Origin of the sequence: Parabacteroides faecalis, assembly GCF_022809355.1 — a bacterium.
Lineage (GTDB): Bacteria > Bacteroidota > Bacteroidia > Bacteroidales > Tannerellaceae > Parabacteroides > Parabacteroides faecalis.
This window is the reverse complement of record NZ_JAKZMM010000013.1, coordinates 75,143-95,990: the sequence shown is the minus strand read 5'-3', so window position 1 is coordinate 95,990 and position 20,848 is coordinate 75,143. Positions and strand designations below refer to the sequence as shown.

Annotated in this window: 20 protein-coding genes and 1 tRNA gene; 7 read left to right on the top strand and 14 right to left on the bottom strand. The window is 43.1% G+C overall.

The window, feature by feature from the left end:
* The coding region (locus MUN53_RS07050) for a transposase (protein WP_243324275.1) at positions 1–297 on the top strand (297 nt) is incomplete at its 5' end.
* A 106-nt stretch (positions 298–403) separates the two neighbouring features.
* Here MUN53_RS07050 and MUN53_RS07045 read toward each other — a convergent pair.
* A tRNA-Pro gene (locus MUN53_RS07045) sits at positions 404–478 on the bottom strand.
* A 464-nt stretch (positions 479–942) separates the two neighbouring features.
* On the opposite strand from MUN53_RS07045, the gene MUN53_RS07040 reads away from it, so the two are divergent.
* From MUN53_RS07040 to MUN53_RS07025, 4 genes are read left to right on the top strand one after another with little or no spacing between them, the layout of a single operon-like run.
* On the top strand, positions 943–1,440 hold the full coding sequence (locus tag MUN53_RS07040; RefSeq protein ID WP_243324274.1) for a single-stranded DNA-binding protein: 498 nt from the start codon (positions 943–945) through the stop codon (positions 1,438–1,440).
* Positions 1,441–1,465: 25 nt separating this feature from the next.
* Positions 1,466–2,803 (top strand): gliding motility-associated protein GldE, encoded by a 1,338-nt coding sequence (gene gldE, locus MUN53_RS07035; RefSeq protein ID WP_243324273.1) that lies wholly within the window; start codon positions 1,466–1,468, stop codon positions 2,801–2,803.
* The gene (gene gldD, locus MUN53_RS07030; RefSeq protein WP_243324272.1) at positions 2,784–3,374 is read left to right on the top strand and encodes a gliding motility lipoprotein GldD; all 591 of its coding nucleotides are present in this window, start codon (positions 2,784–2,786) and stop codon (positions 3,372–3,374) included. The genes gldE and gldD overlap by 20 nt, the downstream gene beginning before the upstream one ends.
* A 44-nt stretch (positions 3,375–3,418) precedes the next feature.
* The gene (locus MUN53_RS07025) at positions 3,419–4,003 is read left to right on the top strand and encodes a 4'-phosphopantetheinyl transferase family protein (RefSeq protein WP_243324271.1); all 585 of its coding nucleotides are present in this window, start codon (positions 3,419–3,421) and stop codon (positions 4,001–4,003) included.
* Position 4,004: 1 nt separating this feature from the next.
* On the opposite strand, the gene MUN53_RS07020 is transcribed toward MUN53_RS07025, so the two are convergent.
* From MUN53_RS07020 to MUN53_RS06980, 9 genes are all read right to left on the bottom strand, one after another.
* Positions 4,005–4,748: a shikimate dehydrogenase family protein gene (locus MUN53_RS07020; RefSeq protein WP_243324270.1), complete on the bottom strand. Its 744-nt coding sequence runs from the start codon at positions 4,746–4,748 to the stop codon at positions 4,005–4,007.
* A gap of 13 nt (positions 4,749–4,761) precedes the next feature.
* Positions 4,762–5,502, bottom strand: a complete 741-nt coding sequence (gene ubiE / locus MUN53_RS07015; RefSeq protein ID WP_243324269.1) for a bifunctional demethylmenaquinone methyltransferase/2-methoxy-6-polyprenyl-1,4-benzoquinol methylase UbiE — start codon at positions 5,500–5,502, stop codon at positions 4,762–4,764.
* A gap of 12 nt (positions 5,503–5,514) precedes the next feature.
* Positions 5,515–6,465, bottom strand: coding sequence for a phosphoribosylaminoimidazolesuccinocarboxamide synthase (locus MUN53_RS07010; protein ID WP_243324268.1), 951 nt, complete (start codon positions 6,463–6,465; stop codon positions 5,515–5,517).
* Between the two features lie 3 nt (positions 6,466–6,468).
* The gene (locus MUN53_RS07005; protein WP_243324267.1) at positions 6,469–7,458 is read right to left on the bottom strand and encodes a PhoH family protein; all 990 of its coding nucleotides are present in this window, start codon (positions 7,456–7,458) and stop codon (positions 6,469–6,471) included.
* A 358-nt stretch (positions 7,459–7,816) separates the two neighbouring features.
* Positions 7,817–8,566, bottom strand: a complete 750-nt coding sequence (locus tag MUN53_RS07000; protein WP_243324266.1) for a DUF4469 domain-containing protein — start codon at positions 8,564–8,566, stop codon at positions 7,817–7,819.
* 83 nt (positions 8,567–8,649) lie between these two features.
* On the bottom strand, positions 8,650–9,369 hold the full coding sequence (locus MUN53_RS06995) for an outer membrane beta-barrel protein (protein WP_243324264.1): 720 nt from the start codon (positions 9,367–9,369) through the stop codon (positions 8,650–8,652).
* A gap of 20 nt (positions 9,370–9,389) precedes the next feature.
* Positions 9,390–10,340: a hypothetical protein gene (locus MUN53_RS06990; RefSeq protein WP_243324262.1), complete on the bottom strand. Its 951-nt coding sequence runs from the start codon at positions 10,338–10,340 to the stop codon at positions 9,390–9,392.
* Positions 10,341–10,377: 37 nt separating this feature from the next.
* The gene (locus MUN53_RS06985; protein WP_243324259.1) at positions 10,378–10,737 is read right to left on the bottom strand and encodes a DUF3244 domain-containing protein; all 360 of its coding nucleotides are present in this window, start codon (positions 10,735–10,737) and stop codon (positions 10,378–10,380) included.
* Positions 10,738–10,911: 174 nt separating this feature from the next.
* Entirely contained in the window at positions 10,912–12,627 is a 1,716-nt protein-coding gene (locus MUN53_RS06980; RefSeq protein WP_243324257.1) for a tetratricopeptide repeat protein, read from the bottom strand.
* 213 nt (positions 12,628–12,840) lie between these two features.
* On the opposite strand from MUN53_RS06980, the gene MUN53_RS06975 reads away from it, so the two are divergent.
* Positions 12,841–13,440, top strand: a complete 600-nt coding sequence (locus tag MUN53_RS06975; protein WP_394803053.1) for a DUF5715 family protein — start codon at positions 12,841–12,843, stop codon at positions 13,438–13,440.
* A 61-nt stretch (positions 13,441–13,501) separates the two neighbouring features.
* Here the strand turns inward: MUN53_RS06975 and MUN53_RS06970 are convergent, their stop codons facing one another.
* Together MUN53_RS06970 and MUN53_RS06965 are read right to left on the bottom strand one after the other, a co-directional pair.
* Positions 13,502–13,930 (bottom strand): hypothetical protein, encoded by a 429-nt coding sequence (locus MUN53_RS06970; RefSeq protein WP_243324252.1) that lies wholly within the window; start codon positions 13,928–13,930, stop codon positions 13,502–13,504.
* Between the two features lie 4 nt (positions 13,931–13,934).
* A complete protein-coding gene (locus MUN53_RS06965; RefSeq protein WP_243324250.1) occupies positions 13,935–15,245 on the bottom strand; it encodes an anaerobic C4-dicarboxylate transporter family protein in 1,311 nt (436 codons plus the stop codon).
* A gap of 119 nt (positions 15,246–15,364) precedes the next feature.
* Here MUN53_RS06965 and galB point away from each other — a divergent pair, with 119 nt between their 5' ends.
* A complete protein-coding gene (gene galB, locus MUN53_RS06960) occupies positions 15,365–17,872 on the top strand; it encodes a beta-galactosidase GalB (protein ID WP_243324248.1) in 2,508 nt (835 codons plus the stop codon).
* Between the two features lie 95 nt (positions 17,873–17,967).
* Here the strand turns inward: galB and MUN53_RS06955 are convergent, their stop codons facing one another.
* Together MUN53_RS06955 and MUN53_RS06950 are read right to left on the bottom strand one after the other, a co-directional pair.
* Positions 17,968–19,251 (bottom strand): MFS transporter, encoded by a 1,284-nt coding sequence (locus tag MUN53_RS06955; RefSeq protein ID WP_243324246.1) that lies wholly within the window; start codon positions 19,249–19,251, stop codon positions 17,968–17,970.
* Positions 19,252–19,267: 16 nt separating this feature from the next.
* Positions 19,268–20,365, bottom strand: a complete 1,098-nt coding sequence (locus MUN53_RS06950) for a phosphotransferase enzyme family protein (protein ID WP_243324245.1) — start codon at positions 20,363–20,365, stop codon at positions 19,268–19,270.
* Positions 20,366–20,848: the final 483 nt, after the last annotated feature.

Genomic DNA, 20,848 nt, shown 5'->3' with positions numbered 1-20,848 from the left:
TATTATCTTTCAATGAGACTTGGGCTGATATATCACCAGTGCAGGCATAAGGATACGGCCTTAACCAGACTTGCAAGATGGTACGATGAAGTAGACAAATCCGGATTCCTTACTTTCGGCAGAGTAGCTAGATCCATACAAACCCATTATCAGCAAATCATAAACTTCTTCGACAAGCGGTCTACTAATGCAGCTTCTGAGTCCTTCAATGCTAAAATAAAGAACTTTCGTTCTCAGTTCAGAGGGGTTAAAGACAAAGCTTTCTTTCTCTTCAGACTTTGCAATATTTATGCTTAAATTTCTAATCCCTCATATTTTTACGTTGATCCAATATCAACTATTGCATTAGGTTTTGGATATAAAAAAAGAGCTGAAACTTATTGTGTCAGCTCTTTTAATTTCGTCGGGGTACCAGGATTCGAACCTGGGACCCCCTGCTCCCAAAGCAGGTGCGCTAACCGGACTGCGCTACACCCCGTTTTTGCTTTCATTGAGTGTTGGTTTGTTTCTCAATTGCGATGCAAAGGTACGACTTATTTTTGAACTACCAAACTTTTGAGATACTTTTTTTGAATTATTTTTCATCTATTTTCATAATATCCTATTAATCAAAGAAATAAAAATGATATTTTTTCGCACAGAACAACAAATATTTTTGATTACTCTTTAGTTAATCTTGAATGAATACACAAATTACAAGAAAAGACACAGCCTTGGACATAAAATTAACTGGAATCATTTTTGAATCCAACGAAAATCAGATTCAATTCTCGTTACTTTTAAAATCGATTTCAATCCTATCCTCTTTTTTAATATTCGGATTTTACCCATTAATCTCTTTTCGGCTATGCGTTCTATAAAAGAGTTGCGTTTTTCATTCATTAGATTTGTCCAACTAACCAAATTTGTGTTTCTTTGTACATTCATTAAATAAATAACATTATGTCTTTAAACAAAGTTATTCTTATCGGAAATGTGGGAAAAGATCCGGATGTCCGTTATTTCGACAGCGGTTCGGCTATTGCCAGTTTTCCACTTGCCACCTCAGAAAGAGGATATACCTTAGCTAATGGAACTGTTATCCCTGAACGTACAGAGTGGCATAATATCGTTGCCAGAAGAGATTTAGTCTCTTTTGTAGAAAAATGGGTAAAAAAAGGATCCGGCCTTTATGTGGAAGGGAAAATCCGGACCAGAACTTACGATGACCAGAATGGCATCAAACGTTATGTAACCGAAATCCATGCCGACCGTATTGAATTTTACAGTACAGGATCTCGTCCTGCTGATTCGTCTATGGCACAAACTGCCACAAACACGAGCAACACCATGTCTCAGCCTGTACAACCCAATACCGGTTATCAGCAGCCTGGAACGGCCATACAATCGCCGTCCCCATCATTTTCAGAATCAAATGAAGCAGATGATCTGCCATTTTGATCATGTCTAACTAAAAGAAAATTCCTTGGACTCAGATTATATATCAGAAATATTTAGCCAAGTAGGTGTACAGGATCTGACAGCAGGTCCTGTCATCGCCTTGGCGCTGGCTGTTTTACTTTTATTTGCCTCAGGTTTTATCTCAGCCTCCGAAGTTGCTTTCTTCTCTTTAAAGCCTAACGATATCAACCGAATCAAAGAAGGGAATCATCCCGCTGATTCTGTCATTCTGGATTTACTCAACAATTCCGAGTTTCTATTGGCCACGATCTTAATAGCCAATAATTTCGTCAATGTAGCCATCGTCATGTTATGTACATATGGTATCAACGAATGGCTGGACTTTTCGAATGTTCCCATGCTTGGATTTGTGTTGGAAACAATTGTCCTGACATTCCTCTTGTTGTTGTTTGGGGAGATCATGCCTAAAATATACGCAAAGCAAAACACTTTGCCTTTCATTCACAAGGCAGCGCCTACCCTGCTGAACATCCAGAAGATTTGTAAGCCTCTGGCAGCATTGTTGGTTCATTCTACTTCTACCATCAACAAGACATTGGCTAAAAAGAAATATGATATTTCGGTAGATGAATTGAGCAAAGCTCTCGAATTAACGTCCAAAGCTATTCCGGAAGAAAAAGAGATGCTGGCTGAAATCATCAAATTCTATAACAAGACAGCTGATGAGATCATGACTTCCCGACTGGATATGGAAGATCTCGATATCAAGGCTAATTTCAAGGAAGTCATTGATACGATTATCAAGTGCGGATATTCACGTATTCCGGTTTATTCCGGTACAGAAGATAATATCAAAGGCATCTTGTATATCAAAGATCTTCTGCCCTATCTGGACAAACCTGAAACCTTCCGGTGGCAAAGTCTGATCAGACCTGCTTACTTTGTGCCTGAGACGAAAAAGATTGACGACCTGCTGGAAGAATTCCGGACTAACAAAATACACATGGCTATCGTTGTGGATGAGTTCGGAGGTACTTCGGGTATCGTAACGATGGAAGATATTCTGGAAGAAATTGTCGGTGAAATTTCAGACGAATACGATGAAGATGAAAAGCAATACATCCGACTGGCCGATGGCAGTTATATCTTTGAAGCGAAAATCCAGCTTACGGATTTCTTCCGAGCTACTGATACGGATCCGGCCGAGTTCGAAAAGATCACTGAAGAGGTGGAGACTTTGGCGGGATTATTGCTTGAAATCAAAGGAGACTTTCCGCGTCGGCGGGAAGTTATTGAATACAAGAATTATCGTTTCCAAATATTGGAAATGGATAATCGTCGTATCCTGAAAGTAAAATTCAATGTGATTAATGCCTCGGAAGATGACAAAGAAGAGGAATAAAAGATATGGCTTAGTCGTCCGAGCAGGAATGTTTCTCACATTAGCAATCGGGATTGGCTGTACAGATTATAGTCCCAAGCCCAGAGGCTATTTCCGTATAGAACCGAAGAAAGCTACATATATGCCGTTGTCTCTTCCGTCTTTGCCTTATTCGTTTGACATTTCACAGGAAGCAAAAGTGGATTCGTCGGTATTGGCAGCAAAGAACGGATGGGTCAATCTGACCTATCCCGAACTGCATGCTACTATTTATTGCAGTTATCTGCGAGGGAAACAAATAGGGCAATCGCTGCAAGACAGTTATAAGCTGGTCGACAGACAGCAGCGTATCCAGGACGTTCAAGAAAAAGTCTTTGAGAATCCGGAGAAACAGGTATATGGTTCGTTATTTCTCTTAAAAGGAGATTGTATCTCTCCCATTCAATTCCATCTGACAGACAGTACCGATCATTTTTTCCGAGGTGCTGTTTACTATGCCTTTGAACCGAAAGCCGATTCCATCGCTCCGGTTACCCAATATCTGATTCAGGATGTCATGCACCTGATGGAAACCTTTAATTGGAAAGAATAGACATGTCCGTTTTATCAATTATACCTCCCATTGGCATTTGGAAGATGGAAGAGACGACCGAAGAAATGTGGTCGCTCCTCCAGCAAAAAGCATGGTACCTGCCGGAGTTCAGCCGTCTTAAAGCGGAACAACGCCAGAAAGAATGGTTAGCCACCCGCTTGTTGTTGAAAGAAATGCTCGGACACGAAGCCATTATTCATCATCATCCGAATGGAGCTCCTTACCTATCCGAAACAGAAAAGAAGCAGATCAGTATTTCGCACACCAAAGATTTTGTTGCCATCATGCTGACAGATGCCACCCAAATGGCAGGAATTGATATCGAATACCGGTCTGAACGTGTCCGGAAAGTCAGAAACCGGTTTCTCAATGCCGAAGAAGAACTATTCATTGATCCGGCTCATGAAACGGAACATCTGCTTATCTGCTGGTGTGCGAAAGAGACCTTATATAAAATAATAAACCGGCAGGAAGTGGACTTCTGCCGGCATTTACATATTCAGCCTTTCTCTTACGCAGAGCAAGGTACACTGATTGCCTTCGATACCTGTAGTGAATCAACTCAACACGTTGTTCTTCAGTACCGCGTAGAGATAGATTTCGTCATCACCTGGGTAAAGAATCCCTGATTTAACGCTGCCAGATTTCCCATGCTGCAAAAGCCTGGAGCAGCAACATCTCCAATCCGTTCTTGACGACAGCACCTTGTTCTTTTCCTTTACGCATAAACAAGGTTTCATCCGGATTGTAGAGCAAATCGTACAACAGATGGTCTGGTGTCAGCAATTCATACGGGATCTTCGGGCAAGCATCTACATTCGGGAACATACCTAATGGAGTTGTATTGACGATTACTTTATACTGTTGCATAATTTCCGGAGTAATCTCTTCATACGTAATACAATATTCCTTCTTCGTACGCGAAACAAACGTAGAACCTACTCCCAGTTGTTTCAATCCTTGAACAACAGCTTTGGAAGCACCACCAGTTCCCAAGATCAAAGCCTTTGAATGCTTTTCGGTCAATAGAGGCTCGATAGACTGCTTGAAACCGATAATATCCGAATTATAACCCACCAGTTTGGTCTTTCCAAAAAGACCTTTCGTAAACTTGATCACATTTACGGCGCCAATCAGACGGGCGTCTTCGTCCAGATCATCCAAATACGGTATAACTTGTTCCTTATAAGGTATCGTTACATTCAACCCGTTCAGTTCCGGGTTCTCTTTCAATACTTCTTTCAAGTCCTTAATTGTCGGGATTTCGAAATTAAGGTACTGGGCATCGATCTTCTCTGATTCAAACTTCTGGTTAAAGTAATTACAGGAAAAAGAATGTCCCAACGGATATCCTATCAAACCATACTTCTGCATAACTAGCCTATTATTATTTAGTTCCTGTATACAACGAACAAATTCCGAAAGTTAAAGTACGCGCTTTCGCCTCTTTGTATCCGACTCTGGTTAACAAATCAGTCATTACCTTACCTTGCGGAACTACTTGAATAGAAGCTGGTAAATAATCGTATGCAGCCTTTTCCTTCGAAACAAACCGACCAACCGTCGGAATGACCACTTTCGAATAAAGCTGATAAAGCTGCTTCATCGGAAATGATTCGGGTGTAGAAAGTTCAAGAATCATCAGATGCCCTCCGGGTTTCGTTACCCGGTACATTTCCCGTAATCCTTTTTCTATATCCTCAAAGTTCCGTACGCCGAAGGCAGCCGTCACTGCATCAAATGTATTATCAGCAAATGTCAATGCGGTGCAATCCTGGTATTCGAATGAGATATGGTCCTGCAAGCCGGCCTCTTTCACCTTCTGCCGTCCTACTTCCATCATACCTTCCGATATATCTGCACCGATAATTGTTTCTGCGTGCAATTGTTTCTGCATCGCAATAGCCAAATCCCCAGTTCCCGTCGCAATATCCAAGATCTGCTTCGGTGAATAAGGGCGCAGAAAGCGAATCCCCTTTCTGCGCCACCCTTTATCAAAACCGAATGACAATGTATGGTTCAGCAAATCATATTTTCCGGCGATCGCGTCAAACATTCGTCTGACCTGTACTCCTTTATGTTCATCCTGATTATAGGGTAAAATCTTTTCCGAACCGTACTGCGTCATATCGTCACTTTCTTATCGTTTGTTCAAATATTCAGTTACATTCTTTTCGATACGCTGAGCCAAGTTATCGGTATCTTCCTTCACGAAAGTTTCACCGGTAATGTGTTCATACAACTCAATGTAACGATTGCTGATGCCTTCTACAATTTCAGGAGTCATTTCCGGAACTGTCTGTCCTGCCTTACCCTGGAATCCGTTATCCATCAACCATTCACGAACGAATTCTTTTGACAGCTGCTTCTGCGGTTCGCCTTTGGCAAAGCGGTCTTCGTATCCTTCCAGGTAGAAGTAACGAGAAGAGTCCGGAGTATGGATTTCGTCCATCAGATAGATTTCACCGTTGTGCTTACCGAATTCGTATTTGGTATCAACCAGGATCAAGCCGCGTTTTTCAGCGATTTCACTACCTCTCTTAAATAAAGCCAAAGTATATTTTTCCAACAAAGCATATTCTTCTGGTGTAGCCAAACCACGGGCCAGGATTTCTTCCTTCGAGATATCCTGATCGTGCTCTCCGATTTCAGCTTTGGTAGTCGGGGTAATGATCGGTTCCGGGAAACGCTGGTTCTCACGCATGCCTTCCGGAAGCTTTACGCCGCAGATTTCACGCACACCACTTTTGTAAGCACGCCAGGCGCTTCCGCACAAATAACCACGGACAATCATTTCTACCGGGAATCCTTCGCAACGTACACCGACTGTTACCATCGGATCGGGAGTAGCCAACTTCCAGTTCGGACAAATATCAGTTGTTGCATCCAGGAACTTGGCAGCAATCTGGTTCAACATCTGTCCCTTGAACGGAATACCTTCAGGCAGAATAACGTCGAATGCCGAAATACGGTCGGTAGCTACCATGACCAGTAAATCGTCACCTACACTGTACACATCACGTACTTTACCATGATAAACACTCTTCTGACCCGGAAAGTGAAAAACTGTTTTTACTAAAGCTGTTTTCATAACTTAATCTATTTTATTTTCTGTATGACTTGTATCCTTTTTTGCAGCACGAAGCTTACTCTTGTCAAACTTATCGTAAGCCTCCACAATACGCTGTACCAGCTTGTGCCGTACAATATCTTTCTTGTTGAATTCTACCCGTCCGATGCCCGGCACATTCTTCAACACGCCCATCGCTTCCTTCAATCCGGAAGTAACCGAGGCCGGCAAATCGATCTGTGTCATATCGCCCGTCACAATCATCTTGGCATTCATGCCGAGACGTGTCAGAAACATCTTGATCTGATGGGTGGTCGTGTTCTGGGCTTCGTCCAGGATAATGACGGCATCATTGAGGGTCCGCCCACGCATAAAAGCCAAAGGGGCAATCTGGATGACATTGTTTTCCATATATTCCTTCAGCTTGACAGCCGGAATCATATCTTGCAAGGCATCATAGAGCGGTTGCAAGTACGGATCGAGTTTGTCTTTCATCTCTCCTGGTAGGAATCCCAGCTTCTCTCCCGCTTCCACCGCCGGACGGCTCAGGATGATCTTGCGCACTTCCTTATTCTTCAGGGCTTTCACGGCAAGGGCAATGGCCACAAAGGTTTTTCCCGATCCGGCAGGACCCGTCGCAAAGACCAGGTCGTTTTCCTCAAAAGCCTTAACAAGAAGTTGCTGGTTTTCGGTCCGCGCGGTAATGGGTTTGCCATTCATCCCGTGGATAATCAGATTTTCCTGTTTGACCACGGTCGGTCCTTTTCCCTTAATAATGTCGATGATGACTTCCTCGCTCAACGAGTTGAATTCTTCGCAGTACTTTTCAATTTCACGAATCTTCTTTAAAAACAGTTCCGATTCCTCTTCATCACCAATTACTTTCATCACGTTACCTCTGGCCACAATCCGAAGTTTGGGAAACAGCGTCTTGATGAGCTGCATATTGCTGTTATTCACACCATAAAATATGACCGGATCAACCGTCTCAAGAATATAAATTCGTTCAATCATTCAGTTTTTATTTTAGTTAGAAAGAAATGCACGTTGCTTTCTTTTTTGAATAGGCAAAATTAAAAATAAATTTCCAAAATTAGTCGCTTCCGGATGGAATATTCCGTAGTGTCGCCGATGTGGTTCGGATAAGGATTTATGGCAGAGAAAGAAATAAGAGTTTTGGAAGAAAGAGAAGCAATTAGCATTTTTTATAAGGAGACGCAACGTTGCGTCAACCGGTAGCGCAATAGTGCGTCGGGTGTCAGCGCAATAGTGCGTCGGGTGTTAGCGTAACGTTGCGTCGTGTGTTAGCGCAATGGTGCGTCGGGCATCGACGCAATACTCCGTCGACACCCAACGCTATGTAACGTGGTTTTTATTCGACTTTCAATGCCACCGGACAAACCAGTGTACGTGGATTTTTCAACATAGTGGATGTGTTTGAGAAATAGGTTTCAATCTCCAGCCGGTAATTGCCTGCCAATAGGCCGGTCGGGAAGATGAAGATGATTTTCGACGGGTCATTCACTCCTAATACTTTCACTTCTTCGGCCGATTCGCCCTCATTATACAAGCGGAAATGGCCGATGCCGCTACCATCCTCGTTGAGGCATTTGATCTTCGAACCGGTAACTTCCACCATGCCGCCCGGCGTAACGGTTCCGTCGGTCTTGCCGGTGGTAAGGTCTTTCACGCGGTCGATCTTCGCGCCGCCCAGTTCCTGCACGCTGTCAATGTAAAGCTTCACGCCAGCCAATCCATCTTTTACAATCTGGTTGACGGTTACATTCACCCCGCATTTCATACCTTTGTCATCCAGCACCTCGCCGTGCGAATCGAACGAGCCGGTGATGGTGGGCGAGAAACGCACGTTCTCGGTCATGACCGGATAGCCGGAATAGAGGACGTGGCGGATCTTCTCTTCCACTAGCTTCATGATGCTGAGGATGGTATCCAAACGATATTCGGTACGTTCGCGAACAATCTCTTTGGCGATGTACTCCAGCGACTTGGTATCACTGAATGTCTTAACGGAAGCGGTATAATCGTCCGTCCGTTCCGTAATCTTATTTTCCCGCAGTTCCACGGGCCAAACATACTCTTGTTTTTTGTTTTCGTCAGCCATGATATTAATGGATTTAGAAAGTTAATAATATGAGAATTTAGGATAAGGTGTCATCCAACGAGATACCTTATCCCTTATAAATTTTAAAACGTATAACCGGCAGTGATAGAAACTAAGTTCTCATTCCCCATATCATTACGCCGATACAAATTGGTCTCGTAATTAAGATTAATCGATAAACGATTGGCATGAAGAGACAGACGAGAACTGAAACCGGCATCGAAGCGGTTATACATCAACAGCTCATACGGCGAGTCATATTGAATGCGTTGATAATCCTGCTTCTTATCTTCTACCGAATAGGTAAACTCATCTATCTGATGCTTTCCGCTGATACCCAAAGCTACGTAACCACCCACTGCTGCCGAAACAGCATATGTATCGTTAATCTGCCACTTGTATTTTACCATTACTGGAAGTTGCAAATAATCACGGCGCATATAGGTATCATCAGAGGTTATATTTTTCAATGTCATATCATCTGTTGGTTTCCGTTCATTATATAAGCCGGTTGGAAATACATAATTCTCGCCTTTTCCATCCTGATATGTACTCCATACCAATGTATAATCATCCTTTTTTTGATAGAAATATAAACCGGACATCAATCCCCAGCCGTTCTTCTGCTGATTAAAGAAATAATCAACTCCAACACCTATACGCGGAGAAATTGTTGCTTTGCCTTCCACTTTTATTCTTCCTTCTTTATAAATGCTTGTACCAACTTCAGGTGTTATTTGGATTTGGGCATTAACGATAATAGGGAAAAATAAACTCAGTAATATAAAACTCTTCATTTTCATGTTTTGTATCCTTTTATGGGTTATGGATTTACGTATTCATAAGAATATACTTCATCTCCTTTTACAGCGTTTTTACAAAAACGCCAATTCACATGTACCTTTAATTGATTAATCAAGTTTGCAGCTGTTAATGGAATGTCGGGTACAGTAATGGTTTGTATGTTCGTTTTTCTTTCGCTCATTGCTCCTGGGTGGGACATGTTATCATTAACGAGGATTCCATCACAATGAATTTGTCCCCAAACTAATTCGTCATCAAACGGAAGTTTCCATCTTCCCAATGGACCTTTCTTTTGAGCTTGCCCTTGCATTTTTAATTTTACGTACTTTACTCCATTAGCTTTAGTACTTGTTGAAACAAAAAACTTCACGTATTCTCTTCGTTTGGAAGATACATCGATCATAAGACTTCTTTCCCCATCTGACACTGAAGAATAAGTTTCTGATACACAAACTAGTTTTTCAGTGTGTTTATATCTTATGGATTGATATTCATCGGGATTAGAAATAATATCGTCAAGTAAATCAACATCTGCTATGTTTACTTTATATACATATTCATCTATTACTTTATAAATCGTATCAGCAACGACTAATAATCCATTTTGATTGAATAATGTAGCTTCTACTTCACTACTCAATCGGTTCTGTTCTATTGTATCTATCTTATTTTCGTCAATAATAGAGAGTTCTTTTAAATTCGTATATGATTCCAATAGCGAGGTATAATGTTTGTCTTTACTCCAATCTATAAGTTCGTCTTCTGTTTTGTTGTTCAAAGTATTTGTTAAAGCCTCATAAGAATCCATGTCTTTTATGTGTAGGCAACTATCAATTACTGATATTGGGGAATCTAAGACACTTCTAGTTTGTAGAGTGGACAATTCATCAACATGGATTATATCTTCGCTTTCCGTGCAAGAGAACAAAGAAAAAATCCCAAGCATTCCATAAATAAAATTTCTATTCATAAACTACATTATTTGATTGTTGTTAATTTATTTATTATCAAAAACTAATCTCTCCATATACCAAATTCACTCCATCGGTAACAGTAACCGTACCATTCTGAACAGACTCATCTAAAAATACTGTCCAATTAGGCGTATTTCCGGTAGCTACCGTTTCCTGATAAACTGTTTTTCCAGACGCATCCGTCACGGTTACTACTACATCGCCCAAATCTTCCGTAAACTCTAATGTCAGTTCTCCGGTTGTTTCTTCAATACTACTTTCAATAGGGATAAAAAGCTTATTATCCTTATACTTTTTTTCCCAACTTCCTCGTAAAGGGACCTTCCTTTTTCCAAAAGCCGGTACAGCTATGATACATGCTGCCACCAAGCACATCCATTTTGTTAAATTCATATTTTATGACTTCAAAAATTTACGGCGGCAAAAGTAGAAGGAAATACAAACCGGAAGAAGAAAATAACCGGTTTTGAATAGGAAATGCCTATTCTGATAATCAACAGGTTAACAATAAACAAATAGGATAGCGGATAGGACAATCCTATATATAATTATATACATATCAAGATATTACATCATTTTAGACAAGAAATCGTATAAATCTATATTTCTGTCGTTTATTTGGAGCTTTTTACGCAAGGTCTGACGGTATTTATTGATTGAACCGAGAGGTTGGTTCATTAAAACCGCTTCAGCATTTGCCGACAAATTGAATAAAGTCAAATAGCAAACCATCTTTTCCTTTTCAGTAAGGTCATAAATGGCTACTACCCCCGAAATGGAAGGATAAATGGTATCGATTAATTCATAGGCAGCTGCCCAGTCTTTTGCCGACAAAGGAGATTTCGTTGCGTTCGGAACTACCTTTTCCGATAGTTTACGTACTTTTTGCGTAATCGCAGCCTTTTCAAGCATTTCTTGGTTCTTCTGCCCAATTTGCTGCCGGATCGATTCCACTTCCTGTTCTTTTTGCCGATAAAGTTGTTCCATTCGTTGATTCAACAGATCCGTTTGTCGTTGTAGTTGTTCCGATATGGCCGACATTTCTTTTTCACGGTTGCGTAATTGGTTTTTCAAGGCGTTCATTTCATTTTCTTTTTGCACCAATATCAATTGCCGGGATTTTAGCTTCAGCCGATACAAAACAATACAAATGATCAGAATCAAACACACCACAACAAAACAGCCTACATACACCCGTTGTCTGTTTTTGAGGTGAAAAAGATGCATCAATAATTGGGTATAGTTATGTTTTTTCTCTGCCTCAATTAGATTCGTTTTGTTTTTAATATCCAATTGCGAATAAATAGAGTCCACATATTGTTCTAATGACTCTAATGCTCGATCTGTATTCCCATCTTCTTTTTCCAATACAAACAGTAAGTAAAACTTATCAATAAAAACATCTTTGTTGTAAGATGAACTTTTTATTTTATTTAATGAATAACGCGCTTGATCTAACTTATTTTGTGTAAGGTATAAATCTGCTAAAGCTAAATAATCAGCAGCAACCTCTGTTGTGTCAAAATTGATAGCTTGCTCTAAATATTTCTCAGCTAAACAATAGGCCCCCCTTTCTTTATAGATATTACCTAGTCCATTTAAAATCTCTGATTTAGCTAAGGAATCTCCCCAAATAGTTATCATCGAATCCGCACGCAGCATATACTTCAAAGCGATATCCAACGAGTCCATAAAGGTATAATTCCGACTGACATCCCTAAAAGCAAAGGCTTGGCTACGATGGTTTTCAGCCTGCCGGAAATAACGGGAAGCCGTCAAGTATTTCTCGACAGCCTGCTGGTACATACCTTGAAACTGATACACATCACCCATATAGCTGGAAATATAGCCCGACTGGTTCGGCTTGTTTTCCAGGATACTCTGCTGCAAGGCTTCGGTATAAGTCCGCAAGGCGGCTTCCTGGTCCTGATCGTCCATATAGGTACGGCCTAAATAAAGGGCGGCTTGCAGTTGTTCATCTATTGTGCCGTGTCGTTTCACATACCGGTATGCCCGCTTCATTTGGGGCACATAGGGCAGCGGCGTACCAATCGAATCAGCCAGTTGGCATAGCATCAAGCACCAGCGGGCATTGACTTCCGGACTTAACAACTCTGGATGGGCAACACTGTCTGCCAACAAGACATGAGCCGCCTCGGGATCAGACTGCATCAAAGGAGCTGCCTGTTCCATCTGCCGGATGGCGTTGCGGTCTGCTTCATTCGTGCAGCCTTGCGTGATCCAGCCCAAAGCGATGACTAAAAGTGCCAGGAAGATTCTCATGGGCACAAAGATAGAGTGTTTTTCCCGATTTCCTAAATATGAAAGAGGATAGTTTTCGCACGGCAGGCAGCAAGCTCAAGAAGTAAAAACGCCAAAACTTAAAACTTATTTCTTATTTTTGCATGGAATAACAATGGTATAAAGAATTATAAAATGAAGAACTTGAAAGCATGTTTATTGGGCCTTTCTGCCGGATTGCTGACGCTGGCTATCATGCCATCGTGTAAAGAAGAACGAGGCCCATTGAAACGTATCTGGTATAACGGAAGTTACAACCGTGACTTCAACGACTTGAACGATGTACAACTGGAAATGGCCAAGAAGATAGGAATCAAGCCTGCCACAACCCGCGAAGAGGCCGAAGAGGTAAAACACGAAATGGAAGAGATCAAGACCAATGAGTATTACGAGGTAGAAGAACTCACCCACTCGATTCCGTACCTGATTCCGCAAGCTGCCGAACTGTTGCACGACATCGGGAAGAACTTCCAGGACTCGCTGACTAATCTGAACGCGTCTCTCTACAAAGTCAAAGTAACCAGCGTTACCCGCACTATTACAGACGTCAAGAAACTAAAGAAAAGAAACTCCAACTCGTCGGTCAACTCTACCCACCAGTATGGTACGACATTCGATATTTCGTGGGTCCGCTATACGAAGGTAGATGAAAAAGACACCCTGAATATCGACAAAGACGAGCTGAAAATGGTATTGGCCATGGTCTTGCGTGACTTGAAACGGGAAGACCGCTGCTACGTCAAGCACGAACGCCGGCAGGGTTGCTTCCACATCACCGTGAAAGACGGAGAATAAAAGCAAAAAGCTAGCGATACCGGAGAATACTCCTGCTTCGCTAGCTTTTATTGTATACGATTCATTCCATACGCTTCCGGCAGCACCACCACGAGAACAGGAAACGGCAGCCGGTAATTATCAGTGCCAACGCCAAGCCGGTATAGAACACGGCGATAAACGATCCCGGCAATAATTGAAACAGCCGGACACAGACACCCAATGAAATCATCACGCCCACCACCAGCCAACTTTTCCCATCAAAGAAGGAAAAGACGGGATTCTTTTCCGGTTTGTGAATAATCCGAAGCGTATGCTTGCGGTACAGATTCTGAAAGATAAACCCTAAGAAGACGAAGAATATCACCAGCATCTCGGACAACTTAAACAAGAAGTATCCGGGATTGTCCATCCAATAGCGAATACCCAAACGCAGCACGTTAACTCCAGCCAGTGTCCAGAAGAGACCGGCCAACAGCAACAACGTTTCTCTGCTTACTCGATAAGGCATATTCTTACAGCAACTGGATAAACAATAAGCCCAAAACAACAGATACCACCGTAGCAATCAATCCCGGCATCATAAAAGAGTGATTCAAAACGTACTTTCCAATTCGGGTAGTACCGGTCTGATCGAAGTTAATGGCAGCTACCACAGTCGGATAGTTCGGGATAAAGAAATAACCGTTTACTGCCGGAAACAAAGCGATCAGCATCCAAGGAGAAATACCCAGCGCAATACCTAAAGGCAACATCGCCCGGATCGTAGCCGCCTGACTGAACAAGAGGATGGACATGACAAATAGAGCCAGACCAAACAGCCAGGGCATCTGCGTCACGATATCAACAATTCCGCTCTTCAGTTCTGCCATATTACCGGCAATGAAAGTATCGCCCATCCAGGCAATACCGAAGATCGCCACGACTGCCTGCATACCGGCCGAAAAGACCGAACCTTGAGCCGCCTTGATTCCATCCGTCCGTGTCACCAACAGGATCAATGCAGCAGCCGACAGCATCAGGATTTCTATAATATGCGACATTTCCATGACTACAACACCCGACTCCAGTTCAAACCGTGGGCGCAAAGATTCCATCGAACCAAATAAGACAATCCCCAAAGTAGCCAACAGGAACAACGCCACAGCCCAGCCTGCTTTCTTCGGATCGGACACCTCTTTGGCTTTATAATGACTATCCGACAATTCGCCATTGGCTAACCGGCGCTGGTATTCCGGATCGTCTTTCAACTCTTTTCCTACCCGCAATGAATACAAAGCACCAGCCAAAACGCCTAACAATGTGCAAGGTACCGAAATCTTCAGGATATCCATCAAGGAAATGTCATATCCGGCCAGCAAACTCAACAAGGCAACTGTCGCTGCCGAGATCGGACTGGCTGTAATAGCCTGCTGCGAAGCGATTACGGCTATCGCCATCGGCCGTTCGGGACGTATTTTTGTATCTCGTGCCACCTCGGCAATCACCGGAAGAACCGAATAAGCCACATGTCCGGTTCCGGCTACAAAGGTAAAGAAGTAAGTCACCAGCGGACTCAACAGCGTAATCTGTTGCGGATTCTTTCGGAGCAGCTTCTCAGCCCATTTTACCATCAGGTCCAGGCCTCCGGCCGCCTGCATACAACTGGCTGCCGCAATAACAGCAACAATCATCAACATCACATCAATCGGAGGCGCTGTTGGAGCCAGTCCAAAAACAAATGTCAGCACAGCCAACCCGATTCCACCCATCACTCCTAATCCGATTCCACCGATCCGGGCACCTATCACGATGGCCACCAGCACGAAAAATAATTGTAACAGCATATAAATAATGATTTAAACATTGCATGCAACAGGACGAAATGCCACATTTGTGTTGCGAGTATGCAAATATACGCTATATTTGTAGGATAGACAAATAAACTAATTAACACAACTCACGTATGAAAAGAACTTGTATGCTATCCCTCATGGGAATCGTCGGATTTCTTTCCAGCGTTTCTGCCCAGGTCAGAACAGAGTTTCTGTTGGAAAAGGGCTGGAAATTTACCCGCGAAGACAATCCTGAATCCGTTCAACCTTCATTCGACGACAGCCAATGGCAGTCGGTTACCGTTCCTCACGACTGGGCCATTTACGGTCCGTTCAGTATCCACAACGACAAGCAGAATGTTGCCATCTCACAAGACGGGCAAAAGGAAGCTATGGAACATGCCGGACGAACCGGAGGTCTGCCTTTTGTCGGTGTCGGCTGGTACCGGACTACACTGGATATTCCACAATTCGCTCCCGGTAAAAAGGCCTTCATTCTTTTCGACGGAGCGATGAGTCATGCCCAAGTATATATAAATGGTAAGAAAGTAGGCTATTGGCCTTACGGGTATAACTCATTCTGGTTTGACATCACACCTTTCATCGAGGCCGGGAAAAGCAACACGCTGGCTGTCCGCCTGGAAAACATGCCGGAATCTTCCCGTTGGTATCCGGGAGCCGGTTTATATCGGAACGTACACGTAGTCGTAACGGAAGATGCTTATATCCCTATTTGGGGAACTTACATTACAACTCCGCAGGTGAATGATAAGTTTGCCCGCGTCAGAGTTGAGACAAAAGTCAATCTGCCGGAGCAGGCTGATCCGAGCCAATACCGTATCAAGACTATCTTATGCAAACCAGACGGCAGTCGGTTGCAAGAGAAAATACAACCTCTCACCGACATTGTTTACAACAAAGACGTGTTGGTGCAGGAGTTTATCGTAGAAGATCCGGAACTCTGGTCGCCCGAACATCCTACTTTATACACCGCCATTTCGAATGTCTATAAAGGAGAAGATCAGCTGAAGGATGAATATACAACCCAGTTCGGAATCCGCTCCATCGAAATTATCCCCGACAAAGGTTTCTTCCTGAACGGACAACGTACCGTATTCAAAGGTGTTTGCAATCACCATGATTTAGGTCCGTTGGGTGCTGCGGTCAATGATGCAGCCATCCGCCGGCAAATCCGGATGCTGAAAGACATGGGTTGTAATGCGATCCGAACTTCCCACAACATGCCGGCTCCCGAACTGGTCCGTGCCTGCGACGAGATGGGAATGATGCTGATGGCCGAAAGCTTCGACGAATGGGACAAGGCGAAATGTGCCAACGGCTATCATACCTTGTTCGACGAATGGGCTGAAAAAGACCTGATAAACCTTATCCATCATTATCGGAACAATCCAAGTGTCGTGATGTGGTGTATCGGTAATGAAGTACCGACGCAATGGGACGAAGGAGGTTGTAAAGTAGCCCGCTTCCTGCAAGATATCTGTCACCGGGAAGATCCTACCCGACCGATTACCCAAGGTATGGATGCGCCGGATGCTGTTGTCAACAACAACTTTGCCGCCATCATGGATGTTCCGGGATTCAATTATCGTCCGTTCCGTTATCAGACCAATTACGCCAAACTGCCGCAACAAGTCATTTTGGGAAGTGAAACGGCTTCGACAGTCAGTTCAAGAGGCGTCTATAAATTCCCGGTTGAACGAAAAGCCATGGCCGTTTACGATGACCATCAGAGTTCATCATACGACGTAGAACATTGCAGCTGGTCAAACCTGCCGGAAGATGACTTTATCCAGCACGAAGATCTGCCCTATTGTATGGGCGAATTTGTGTGGACCGGCTTCGACTACCTAGGTGAACCGACTCCGTATTATACCAATTGGCCCAGCCACAGTTCGCTGTTCGGTATCATTGACCTGGCTGGTATTCCGAAGGATCGTTATTACCTGTACCGTTCTCACTGGAATAAAGGCGAAAAGACCTTGCACATTCTGCCTCATTGGAACTGGGAAGGACGCGAGGGCGAAGTAACGCCAGTCTTTGTTTATACCAATTATCCTTCGGCTGAACTGTTCATCAATGGAAAGAGCCAAGGTAAACGGACAAAAGACCTCAGCGTTGAAATAGACAGCAGTTATACCGAAGCAGCTCAAAAGAGCTTCGAACGGCAGAAACGTTACCGCCTGATGTGGATGAATACGAAATACGAACCGGGCACTGTAAAGGTGGTTGCTTATGATGAAAATGGAAAGGCCGTAGATGAAGCAGAAATCCATACAGCCGGCAAGCCGCATCACATCGTTCTGACAGCCGACCGCGATCAGCTTCAGGCTGATGGAAAAGACTTGTCGTTCATCAATGTCAAGATTGTGGATAAAGACGGAAACTTCTGTCCGAATGAAACCCGACAAATCAAATTCAAGGTGAAAGGCGCCGGAACCTTCCGGGCTGCTGCCAACGGAAACAGTGCCAGTCTGGAATCATTCCAAGAACCGCAAATGAAGCTATTCAGCGGACAGCTCACAGCCATCGTACAGTCTGCAGAAGAAGCCGGAACAATTACGTTCGAAGCTTCTGCTCCTGGAGTCAAGAGTGCGAAACTGATCTTAAAAGCCGAATAAGAAGTGAAAAGAAAGGCACGAATTTCACATCTGGAAAACAGGTGAAATTCGTGCCTGAATTATATCCGGGAATCAGATGATTCCCTTCTGATTACTTACTTCTTCTCGTCAGGATAGGTAAACGGAAGGAAACGGACCAGAATCAAAACCGGTATGGCGGCAAACAGAACCACAATAAAGTACTGCGCATAACCCAACCAGTCACTCAAGAAACCACTGATCATTCCCGGAATCATTACACCCAGATTCATAATTCCCGACGCAAAAGCATAATGCGCCATCTGATGCTTTCCGGGAGCTACCTGTTGCATCATAAACAACGTTAGTCCGACAAACCCGAATCCGTATCCGAAGTATTCAAACGTGATGGCACCACCGATCAGCCAAGGAGAATCCGGCTGGTAAAGAGCCAACAAAGGATAAACGACGAACGGGAAGTTGAATACGCAGCACAAGGTAAACAACGTCTTCTTCAATCCGCTATGAGAAATGTAATAACCGGCCATAAAAGAACCCAGCACAAAGGCTGCCGCTCCAAACGAACCATAATACAATCCGATCTGTTGCTCGGTCAGACCTAATCCACCATCAGCCAAAGGAGCTTTGAGGAACAAGGGAACGATCTTCATCACCAAACCTTCTGCAAAGCGATACAGAATGATAAACAGAATATATAAGGCAATATACTTCTTCTGAAAGAATGTAAGGATCACATCTTTCAAAGCATTCCATGTATCTGCGGCAGAAGTAACCCGATTCTCTGATACTGCTTTATCGCTTGGCAACATCTTCCAGTGGTATAATCCCAGCAAGAGCATGATAGCACCACAGCAACCCATGATCAACATCCAGGCCTGAACGACACCCACATGTTCAATCAAATAACCGGCCAGATACACCAAACCGCCGGTAGCCGCCAGCTTCGCCACATTATAAAAAGCTCCTTGCCAGCCGATATACTTGGCTTGATCGTCTTTATCCAAAACGGCCATATAGACACCGTCGGTTGCCACATCATGCGTGGCACCGCTAAAGGCAATCACGGCCAATAAGGCAATGGATACCGCAAAGAAGTTCGGCAACTGCAACGACAAGGCCACCAGTCCGAAAAAGATACCGGAACAGAACTGCGTCAGTACGACAAAGAACTTTTTGGTCTTGAACATTTCCAGGAACGGACTCCACAACGGCTTGATCGTCCATGGAAACATAATTACCGAAGTCCAGAAGGCAATCTGGGCATCCGAGATACCCAGTCCTTTAAACATTAAAGCAGTCACCATGTTCAATACCACGAAAGGCATACCCATGGCGAAGTAAACGGTCGGAACCCATGCGACCGGAGAAATCTGATGTTTTGGCTGATTGGTATTCATCATTGTTTTTGTTTAGAGTTTATAACCACTGGTTCATAAAACCATCCATTTCTTCTGCATGTGCTTCCAGGCTCTGCAACAACTTGAACTGAGCTTTCGTACGGATCAAGTTATGCTTCGGACTGTGAATCTTATAATAAGTATCTCCATTCAGATAATCGGTCAAGAAACGAACAGTCTGCATGTACGTCAGCAAACGACCGCCATACGGCAACATCTTAATTTCAAGCGGAGTCAGGAAATCTTTGGCTTTTTCCATATATCCACGGGTATAAGCCTCGAAGATAGGCAGGTTTACGTTTACATGATCCAGATTTTCATCATCTTCGGCACCTGTGTTTGCAGCAGTACGGATGAAATCACCGATATCCGACAAGACAAAGCCCGGCATAACCGTATCCAGATCGATCACACACAATACTTTATCGGTATCCGCATCAAACATCATGTTATTTACTTTCGTATCACAATGGTTAGTACGTTTCTTCAGCTTTCCTTCCCGATACAAGCGTTCCTGGATACACATGGCTTCAGCCCGTTTCTCAATCTCTTCAACCAAATCCTTTACTTCTTCCAGACGACCGGCCGCATTTGCCTCAACTGCCTCATGGAATTGCTGCAAACGGAACTCCATATTATGGAAATTCGGAATCGTTTCTCCTAATGTTCCTTCCGGAAGATCCGACAACATCAACTGGAAATCTCCGAATGCCTTACCGGCTTCGTACGACAATTCCGGCGTTACTTCCTCATAACTCTTGCTGCGAGGAATGAAAAGACAGACACGCCAGTAGCTGTCACCGTCAAAATAATAGTATTTTCCGTCTTTTGTAGGCAAGAAAGTAAGGACTTTCCGATCGATATCCGTTTCCCCTTTCGCTTCCAGTTTCTCACGGATATGTGTTGTCACGACATGGATATTATGTTGTAACATCTCTACATTGGTAAATACCAGATGATTGATCCGTTGCAATACATATTTGATCTCACCTTTATCTGTTGTGACTTTTAACGTATCGTTGATATGTCCATTACCAAAAGGTTCTGCAGAAACGACCTTTTCTTCCAAAGCAAACTGGCTTAGAATGGCCAGCAATTCATCATTTGTTTTTGCCATGATATTTGATTTTAAACATTAATTTGCAGGCAAACTTACAGAAAAATCTGGAATAACCGAAGAAAATTCACAGAGTTTATGTGGACGTTCACTGAAAACTAAGTAAATCCCAACCGTTTTTTCCTGTTTTGCTTAAAACAAACTAAATAATTCACAATTATGAATTAATCAAATCACAATAGTGAATTAATCAATTCATATGGGTAAATCAATTAATTCACCTATGTGATGCAAATAATTTATAACTAAAAATTCAAAAGAATCAAATAGGAAAGAAATTAAATCTGAACGGGAATCACCATAATTTGTTTCCAGAACCCAACAGCATCCTTTGCCGATTTCATCTGAAAATGAATATTATTTTCTCAAAATATTGCCTGAGCCTCATCTCTTATAAACCTAATTCGCAAATATTTACAGTGAGTGTGTTGAACAACATATTTGTACTAAGTACAATTTGATGGCATATCTATTACTTTTGTA